This window comes from Acidobacteriota bacterium (assembly GCA_034211275.1).
Classification (GTDB): domain Bacteria; phylum Acidobacteriota; class Thermoanaerobaculia; order Multivoradales; family JAHZIX01; genus JAGQSE01.
The window spans coordinates 1-5,296 of sequence record JAXHTF010000293.1 but is presented as its reverse complement, the minus strand read 5'-3'; the positions used below and the strand labels follow the sequence as shown (position 1 = coordinate 5,296).

The window sequence follows — 5,296 nt, the reverse complement described above, 5'->3', positions numbered from 1 at the left end:
GGCGGTTCATGGCGGTATCGCCCTGGCGGTGGAGCGGCTGAATCGAATCCGTTCCATCAACTCCCGGGATCTCTGCGCGGAGGCTGAAGCCGGCGTGGTCACCGGGGAGCTCCAGCAGCAGGTGGAGGACCAGGGGCTCTTCTACCCTCCCGACCCGGCGAGCAAAGACAGCTGCCTCCTCGGCGGCAACCTGGCAGAGAACTCTGCTGGCCCCCGCACCTGCAAATACGGACCGACTCGCCGTTGGGTGCTGGCTCTGGAGGCGGTCTTGGCCGACGGCGAGAAGATCATCACCGGCGGCGCCAACCGCAAAGACGTCGCCGGCTACGACCTCACTCGCCTACTCATCGGCTCCGAGGGAACCCTGGCGGTGATCACCGCCGCTACGGTGCGCCTCATCGCCAAACCCGCGGCCACCCTGACCCTCGCCATCCCCTTCCCCGAGCTGGAACAGGCCGCCGCCATGGTCGAGGCGGTCTTCCGCGAAGGCTTCGAGCCCGCCGCCTGCGAGTTGGTGGAAGAGCGGGCGCTAGCAGCGGTGGAACAGATCCAGAAGGTTCCCGACGCCCTCTCCGGCCAAGGAGCCATCCTGCTGCTGGAGCTCGACGGCCACGATGGCGACGAGCTCTTGGAGCAAGCGGCGGGCATCGGCGAGCTGGCGGAAAGCCTCGGAGCCGGCACCATCCTGGTGGCTCAGGACGCCGCGGAGGAGCGTCGTTTGTGGCAGGTCCGCCGGATCATCGGCGAGGCCATGCACCAGCTCGGAGTGTTCAAGAGCGCCGACACCGTCGTGCCCCGCTCACGGCTGGTGGAGCTGGTGCAGGCCGCACGGCGGGTCGCTGGCCAACACGGCCTGGATGCCCTCTGCTTCGGTCACGCCGGCGACGGCAATCTGCACATCAATCTGCTCCGGGGAGACCTCGACGAAGAAACCTGGCGCCGCCGGCTTCAGGCCGCCGAAGACGAGCTCTTCGCCGCCATCGCCGACCTCGGCGGATCCATCACCGCCGAGCACGGCGTCGGCTGGACCCAGCGCCGCTACCTCTCCCTGGTCCGCGCCCCCGCCGCCATCGAGATCATGCGCCGCATCAAGCACGCCTTCGACCCCCTGGGCATCCTCAACCCCGGCAAGATTCTCCCCGATTCCTAACTCCAGGAGCTCCCCAACTATTCGGGTAGGCCCTCGTCCAGCCCCTAGTCCAGGCCCAGCCTTCGACACCACTCCCGATCCCCTTATCCCCAACGGGCCGTAGACTTCCAACGGTGTGAGTGGGCTGCGGGATTCGAGGATGGGCGTCTGCGCCCACCGCAGAACCCGACTGCCCACGCCCCCAAGACTCCCGGTCCTTGTTCCTCCTAGAGTCGTTTACTATTCGGGTAGGGACCCGTCGAAAGGACCAGGGCAACGACCACGCGATGTGCTCGGGAGTCGGGCCCTGCGGTGGCCAGGGGGCCATCCTCGGATCCCGCTCCCTCACCATACCGACCGTGGCTCGAGGCCGTGGGGGATCCCCTCATCGTGGGTGGAATCGAGCTTGGGACGATTCGGGTAGGGAGTCCCCAAGGGGGAGGATTCAGGGGCCGCTTGTGGTAGCGTCCACGTTTTCGAGCCAGTGCTCTAGAGCTTCGGCCGGGAGAATTTTCGCGTGCCCCAACCCAACCTACCGACCATCAGCGATTTGACTCGGGAACGCCTCGAGATCCTGGCGCAACACGTCCAGAAGACATCCAAGGGCCGCTGGCTGGTACTCACCCACGACAACCCCGACCCCGACTCCCTGGCCGCCGCCAGCCTCCTCGGCCGGCTCCTCCACGGGCGCTTCAAACAACAGGTCACCCTCGGCTATGGCGGGATCGTCGGGCGGGCTGAGAATCGGGAGATGGTCCGCAGCCTGGGCATGAAGCTGAGCCACATACGCCATCTCAACTTCAAACAATACAAACACTTCGCCCTGGTCGACACCCAACCCCGCACCGGTAACAACTCCCTGCCGGAAGACATCGTCCCCGACCTCGTGGTGGATCACCATCCCCAGCGCCGGGCTACCGGCCAGGTTCCCGTCGCGGACATCCGAGTCGACTACGGCGCCACCGCCACCATCGTCGCCGAGTACCTGCTCGCCAGCGACCTCCAGCCCACCCACAAAGGCGCCACCGCCCTGGTCTACGCTATTCGCAGCGAAACCCAGGACTTCTCCCGGGAATCCGCCGGCCCCGACAAAGCGATGTACGACTACGTTTTGGGCATCGCCAACAAACGGCTGCTGGGGAAGATCCAGAATGCCCCCCTTCCCCCCAGTTACTTTGGCAACCTGCACCAGGCGCTGGAGAATCTGCGCTCCGTCGACACCCTGGTCATCAGCCACCTGGGCAAGGTCCAGCAGCCGGACATCGTGCCCGAGGTGGCGGACTTCCTGCTGAGGATGGAAGACAAGACCTGGTCCCTGTGCAGCGGGATCTACGAGGATCGCATGTACCTCTCCATCCGCACCACCAACCCCCGGGCCAATGCCGGCGAGATCATGAAGAAGCTGGTGCGACGGCGGGGCAAGGGCGGCGGCCACTCGATGATCGCCGGCGGCTGGGTGCAACTGAATCAGGATGCGACGGCGCAGCAGAAGACGCTGGCGGAGCGGCTGGCCAAGGCGCTGCGCAAAAAGCCCGAGAAGATCGCGCCGATCCAGCTCCCCAACGGCGACTGAGCAGCGGAACCGGCCCCGGCCCCTGCTGCCCAGGAGCTAGCTCCTCCGCCCTACTCCCACTCGATGGTGCCGGGGGGCTTGCTGGTGACGTCGTAAACCACCCGATTGATGCCCCGCACCTCATTGACGATGCGATTGGCCACCCGGCCCAGCAGCTCGTAGGGCAGATGACTCCAGTCGGCGGTCATGAAGTCCTGGGTATCCACCGAGCGCAGCGCCACCACGTGCTCATAGGTGCGCAGGTCTCCCATCACCCCCACCGTCTTCACCGGCAGCAGCACGGCAAAGGCCTGGCTGGTGCGCTCGTAATAGCCGCTCTCCTTGAGCTCGTTGAGAAAGATGTCGTCCGCCTCCTGGAGCAGCGCCACCCGCTCCGCCGTCACCTCTCCCAGGATGCGCACCGCCAGCCCCGGCCCAGGGAAGGGATGGCGCTGGATGAACTCCTCCGGCAACCCCAGCTCGCGGCCTAGCTGGCGCACCTCGTCCTTGAACAGGAAGCGCAGCGGCTCCACCAGCTCGAAGCCCAGCTGCTCCGGTAGCCCACCGACATTGTGGTGGCTCTTGATCACCGCCGACGGTCCCTTCACCGACACCGATTCGATGACGTCCGGATAGAGCGTTCCCTGAGCCAGATAGGCCGCTCCTTCCAGGCTCTGGGCTTGCTCCTGGAAGACCTCAATGAACACCCGGCCGATGACCTTGCGCTTGGCTTCCGGGTCGGTGACGGCGGTGAGCTCGCTGAGGAATTGCTCCCGGGCATCGACGGTGATCAGGGACACTCCCAGCGCCTCCCGTAGGCTGTGCTCCACCTGCCGGCGCTCGCCTTTGCGCAACACTCCGTTGTCCACGAAGATGGCCACCATGGAGTCCCCCACGGCGCGTTGCAGCAGCGCCGCCGTCACCGCCGAGTCGACGCCGCCGGAGATGGCGCAGATGACGCGGCCGTCGGAGACCTGGGAGCGCACCTGCTCCGCCGCCTCGTCGGCGTAGGAGGCCATGGTCCAATCCCCGTCGGCACCGCAGAGGGTGTAGAGGAAATTGCGCAGCACCTCGCCGCCGTGCACCGTGTGGGAGACCTCCGGGTGGAATTGGATGCCGAAGAGCTGGCGCTCCCGATGGGCGAAGGCCACCACCGGGGCGTTGGAGGTATCCGCCAGCACCTCGAAGCCCGGCGGTGGCTGGCGGATGCGGTCGCCGTGGCTCATCCACACCGTTTCCCGATCCGCCAGACCGTGGAAGAGCCCCTCCTTGCGATGGAGGCGGATCTCCGCGCGGCCGTATTCACGCTCCCCGGAACCCTCCACCTCGCCCCCCAGGGTGTAAGCCAAGAGCTGCATGCCGTAGCAGATGCCCAGCACCGGCACTCCCAACTCGAAGAGCTCCTCCGAGACCCTCGGGGCGTCCTCGCCGTAGACGCTGTCGGGGCCGCCGGAGAGGATCACACCGATGGGTGCGCGGCGGCGGATTTCCTCCACCGACAGGTCGAAGGGCTCGATCTCGCAATAGACACGGTTTTCCCGCACGCGGCGGGCGATGAGCTGGGTGTACTGGCTGCCAAAGTCCAGGATCAGAACGGTCTGGTGCTGCATCGGATCTCCATCTCGAAGGCCATCAGAGAGACTCGAGGTCTGGGTTGGGGGTGGTGGGTCGGAATCCTTCTTAGAGCCGTTGGCAATCCATCGGGAACGGCTTAGAGAGCCGCCTCGGCCTTCAGCTCCCGGGTCATCAGCTCGGTCACTGCCCGGCGGGGATGCTTGTTCTCGTAGAGCACTTGCACCATCTGCTCGGTGATGGGCATCTCCACGTCCATCTGGTGGGCCAGCCGGGAGATGGCCAGGGCGTTGCGAATGCCCTCCGCCACCATGGCCCCGCTGGTGATCTGCTCCAGGGTCTTCCCCTGGGCCAGATCGAGACCGGCGCGGCGGTTGCGGGATAGGCCGCCGGTGCAGGTGAGCACCAGGTCACCGAGGCCGGCGAGGCCGGAAAAGGTTCGCGCCTGGCCGCCGCAGGCGATGCCCAAGCGGGTGATCTCGTGCAGGCCGCGGGTGATCAGGGCCGCCAAAGCATTGTGCCCCAGCTCCAGCCCCACCACCGCCCCGGCAGCGATGGCGATGACGTTCTTGCTGGTACCGCCGATCTCCACCCCCACCACGTCGCTGGAGTTGTAGAGGCGAAAATTCGGGGCCGCCAGCAGCTCCTGCAAGCGGGTGGCCAAGGCCCGGTCGGCGGAAGCCACCACCCCCGCCGCCGGCAGGCCGCGGGACAGCTCGGCGGCGAAGGTCGGTCCGGCGAGGACGGCGAAACCCACTTCCTGCTCCACCGCCGCCGCTTCTTGGGCACAGACCTCGCTCATGCGCGCCGAGCCCTCGGTCTCGATGCCTTTGGTGGCGGAGATCAGATTGACCTCCTGGCCGTTCTTCCGCTGTCTCAAGAACGAGCGCACCACCTCCCGGAAGCCATGGGAAGGAACCACCACCAGCACGTCCCGGCAATCGTCCAGGGCGCTCAAATCGTGAGTGGCGGTGAGGGTCTCCGGCAGCTCGATGCCGGGCAAATAGGTCGCATTGACCCGCTTCTTGGTCAGCTCCTCGGCG

The 5,296-nt window shown here is 66.5% G+C and carries 4 protein-coding genes; 2 read left to right on the top strand and 2 right to left on the bottom strand.

The window, feature by feature from the left end; translation table 11 throughout:
• Both SX243_24955 and SX243_24950 read left to right on the top strand, forming a co-directional pair.
• On the top strand, positions 1-1,150 hold a 1,150-nt coding region (locus SX243_24955; GenBank protein MDY7096238.1), incomplete at its 5' end, for an FAD-linked oxidase C-terminal domain-containing protein.
• Between the two features lie 496 nt (positions 1,151-1,646).
• The gene (locus tag SX243_24950; protein ID MDY7096237.1) at positions 1,647-2,702 is read left to right on the top strand and encodes a DHHA1 domain-containing protein; all 1,056 of its coding nucleotides are present in this window, start codon (positions 1,647-1,649) and stop codon (positions 2,700-2,702) included.
• A gap of 50 nt (positions 2,703-2,752) precedes the next feature.
• On the opposite strand, the gene guaA is transcribed toward SX243_24950, so the two are convergent.
• On the bottom strand, positions 2,753-4,291 hold the full coding sequence (guaA, locus tag SX243_24945) for a glutamine-hydrolyzing GMP synthase (GenBank protein ID MDY7096236.1): 1,539 nt from the start codon (positions 4,289-4,291) through the stop codon (positions 2,753-2,755).
• Positions 4,292-4,392: 101 nt separating this feature from the next.
• The coding region (locus SX243_24940; GenBank protein ID MDY7096235.1) for an NAD(P)H-dependent glycerol-3-phosphate dehydrogenase at positions 4,393-5,296 on the bottom strand (904 nt) is incomplete at its 5' end.

Coding starts and splice junctions, on each gene's coding strand:
- guaA (MDY7096236.1), bottom strand. CDS start 4,291: ATGCAGCACCAGACCGTTCTGATCCTGGACTTTGGCAGCCAGTACACC.